The organism is Hydrogenophaga sp. (assembly GCF_051007235.1).
Lineage (GTDB): Bacteria > Pseudomonadota > Gammaproteobacteria > Burkholderiales > Burkholderiaceae_C > Hydrogenophaga.
This window is the reverse complement of record NZ_JBPCSJ010000003.1, coordinates 1-2,921: the sequence shown is the minus strand read 5'-3', so window position 1 is coordinate 2,921 and position 2,921 is coordinate 1. Positions and strand designations below refer to the sequence as shown.

General features: G+C 69.5%; 3 protein-coding genes and 1 pseudogene. 2 read left to right on the top strand and 2 right to left on the bottom strand.

The features are described 5' to 3' along the window. A partial coding sequence (locus ACR2JA_RS00090) for a hypothetical protein (protein WP_434007104.1) occupies positions 1–357 on the bottom strand: 357 nt, incomplete at its 3' end. Positions 358–600: 243 nt separating this feature from the next. Here ACR2JA_RS00090 and ACR2JA_RS00085 point away from each other — a divergent pair. Then, a complete protein-coding gene (locus tag ACR2JA_RS00085; RefSeq protein WP_434007103.1) occupies positions 601–1,239 on the top strand; it encodes an MBL fold metallo-hydrolase in 639 nt (212 codons plus the stop codon). A 24-nt stretch (positions 1,240–1,263) separates the two neighbouring features. Here the strand turns inward: ACR2JA_RS00085 and ACR2JA_RS00080 are convergent, their stop codons facing one another. Continuing rightward, positions 1,264–2,136, bottom strand: coding sequence for a M48 family metallopeptidase (locus ACR2JA_RS00080; RefSeq protein ID WP_434007102.1), 873 nt, complete (start codon positions 2,134–2,136; stop codon positions 1,264–1,266). Between the two features lie 71 nt (positions 2,137–2,207). Between ACR2JA_RS00080 and ACR2JA_RS00075 the strand changes: the two are divergent. Continuing rightward, positions 2,208–2,921: pseudogene (locus ACR2JA_RS00075) on the top strand (AmpG family muropeptide MFS transporter); the annotation flags it as partial.

Below are 2,921 nucleotides of genomic sequence, written 5' to 3'. Positions count from 1 at the left end.
AGCCTGGTCCATCGTGTCCAGGGCCGCGAGGCTTTTCTGGTCGCCGGCGCCGGTCAGGATGGTGCGCACCTCCCGGCTGGCCGTTTGGTAGCTTTTCAGGGCCTGTTCGGCTTCGGCGTAGGCGGCCGGGTCGTGGGTGGCCGAGACGTCGGTCAGGAACTGCTGCACCTCCGAGCGCGACAGGTTCATGCGCTCCACCGCCAGCACCAGCGGCAGCTCGGTCACACTGAATGCGCGCACCCCGTGTTCGAGACGGGCGACCAGCTGGGCGACCAGCAGCATCGTGGTGAGGAACAGCACCACCACGGTGGCGAAGCCGACCCCGAGCTGGGTTTTCAGACTGAGATTCTTGAGCATGTGGCAACCCTGAGAGGCGGTGGGTGGCACCGATCGGGTGCCTGGAGGTGGTCCTAAGCTTGTCGACCACCCCCGCGAGGACTTGAGGCTTGAAGTGCCTCAGACTGATACTTCCGTATCGGTTGGCCGCCGCAGATCGCTGTCGCGGTATGCCGTTCCGGCGTTTTCCCCGGTGCGACCCAAAGCGCCAGCCTCCCGGCTTTTCAGAGGTTTACCGGCGCGGAGCCGCCGACAATACGGCCCATGCTGCACTACCAGACCATTCCCGTCACCGCCTTTGCCCAGAACTGCTCGATCGTCTGGTGCGATGAGACCCACGACGCCGCCGTGATCGATCCGGGCGGCGACCTCGACCGCATCGAGGCCGCGGCGCTGGCGCTGGGCCTCACGCTCAAGGCCATCTGGCTGACCCACGCCCACATCGACCACGCTGGCGGCACGGCGGCGCTGGCCGCCAAGCTGGACCTGCCCATCATCGGCCCGCACCCGGGCGACCAGTTCTGGATCGACGGCCTGCCCCAGCAGAGCCAGATGTTCGGCTTCCCGCCGGCCGGCCACTTCACGCCCACGCGCTGGCTGGCCGATGGCGACACGGTGCAGATCGGCCATTGCACGCTGGCCGTGCGCCACTGCCCGGGCCACACGCCGGGCCACGTGGTGTTTCACTCGCCCGAAGCCCAGCGCGCCTTCGTGGGCGACGTGCTTTTCGCCGGCAGCATCGGCCGCACCGACTTTCCGCAGGGCAACCACGCCCAGCTCATCAACAGCATCCGCGAACGCCTCTGGCCCATGGGCGACGACACGGTGTTCATCCCCGGCCACGGGCCGGAAAGCACGTTCGGGGAAGAACGGCGGTTCAACCCGTACGTGAAGGGCAGCTGAGCGCGGCTGCCCCGACGCGGGCCGTCACCCCTTGCGCGCCGCCTCGTACAGCCCCTGCACCTTGGGCACGTTGGCCTGCAGTTCCTTGATGCGGTTGGGGCCGCTGGGGTGGGTGGACAGGAAGGACGGGCCACCCTTGCCGTTCTGGGCCGTCATCTTCTGCCACAGGCTCACGCTGGCCTGGGGCTTGTAGGCCGAGCGGGCGGCCAGTTCCAGGCCCACCAGGTCTGCCTCGGTTTCGTCTTCGCGGCTGAACCGCAGCGTCAGCAGCTGCGTGCCCAGACTGGCGGCCGCATCGCCCAGCTGGCCCAGGCCGAGCAGGCTGGACAGCACCGACAGCCCCAGCCCGGTGGCCTGGGTCTTGGCCAGGCGTTCGCGAGCGTGCTCGCGCAGGGCATGGGCCATTTCGTGGCCCATGATCATCGCGGCCTCGTCGTCGTCGAGCTTGAGCTTGTCGAGGATGCCGGTGTAGAAGGCGATCTTGCCGCCGGGCATGCAGAAGGCGTTGACCTCGTCGCTGGCGATCAGGTTGACTTCCCACTGCCAGCCTCTGGCGCGGTCGTTCCACGGCGCGGTGTGCGGGATCAGGCGGTTGGCCATCCGGCGCAGGCGCTGCACCTGCGGGTCGCTATCGGGCACCAGTGCCTTTTTCTGGCGCGCCTCTTCCATCATCTGGCCGTACTGCTGGTTGGCCGCGCCTTCCAGTTCGGCGGCGGGCACCAGCTTGCGCACCGATGAGGATTTGCCCACGTCCACCTGGGCCAGGGCGTCGGCACTGGCGCCGACGGCCGCGGCGCTGCCGGCCAGCAGGAAGGCGCGGCGGGCGGACCAGACGTGTTCGGGCCGCTGCGGGGCCGCGACGGGGGTGGGGGATTTGAGGTCGCAGAGGAAGCACATGGTGGGCCAATAATAGACAAGCCCTCTGTTTCTGACCACCGCGCGGTTTTGTCGCCGCCCGCTCCCGCCCCATGACCGAGCCTTCCGTCACACCCGCGTCCGAACCCGGCACGCCCGCCCGCCCCAGTTGGGCCGACACCTGGCGCGCCTACCTGCAGCCGGCCAGCCTGCGCATGTTCGCGCTGGGCTTTTCGGCCGGCTTGCCGCTGCTGCTGGTGCTGGGCACCTTGAGCTTTCGCCTGCGCGAGGCCGGGCTGGACCGCACCACCATCGGTTACCTGAGCTGGGTCGGTCTTGCATACGGTTTCAAGTGGGTCTGGTCGCCGCTGGTGGACCGGCTGCCCATCCCGTTGCTCACGCGCTGGCTGGGCCGCCGGCGCAGCTGGCTGCTGGTGTCGCAGGGCCTGATCATGGTGGCGCTGGCCGGCATGGCGCTGGCCGACCCGCGCAGCCAGCTGGACCTGGTGGTCTGGTGCGCGCTGGGGGTGGCGTTCGCGTCGGCCACGCAGGACATCGCGCTGGATGCCTACCGCATCGAATCGGCCGACGCCGCCCACCAGGGCGCGCTGGCCGCGACCTACCAGACCGGCTACCGCCTGGCCATGATCTGGGCCGGGGCCGGCGTGCTGTGGCTGGCGGCGCGGGCCGAGGTGGCGCCCGCGGTTCCTGCGGTGGCGGCGGCGGTGGATGCGGTCAAACCCGCCCCGGGCGCGAACTACCAGAACGCCGCCTGGACCACCGCCTACTTCGTCATGGCCGCCAGCATGCTGGTGGGCGTGGTCACG

What these genes read in the sequence shown, in the direction of transcription:
- ACR2JA_RS00085 (WP_434007103.1), top strand. Translation starts at nt 601, where the DNA reads ATGCTGCACTACCAGACCATTCCCGTCACCGCCTTTGCCCAGAACTGC.
- ACR2JA_RS00080 (WP_434007102.1), bottom strand. Translation starts at nt 2,136, where the DNA reads ATGTGCTTCCTCTGCGACCTCAAATCCCCCACCCCCGTCGCGGCCCCG.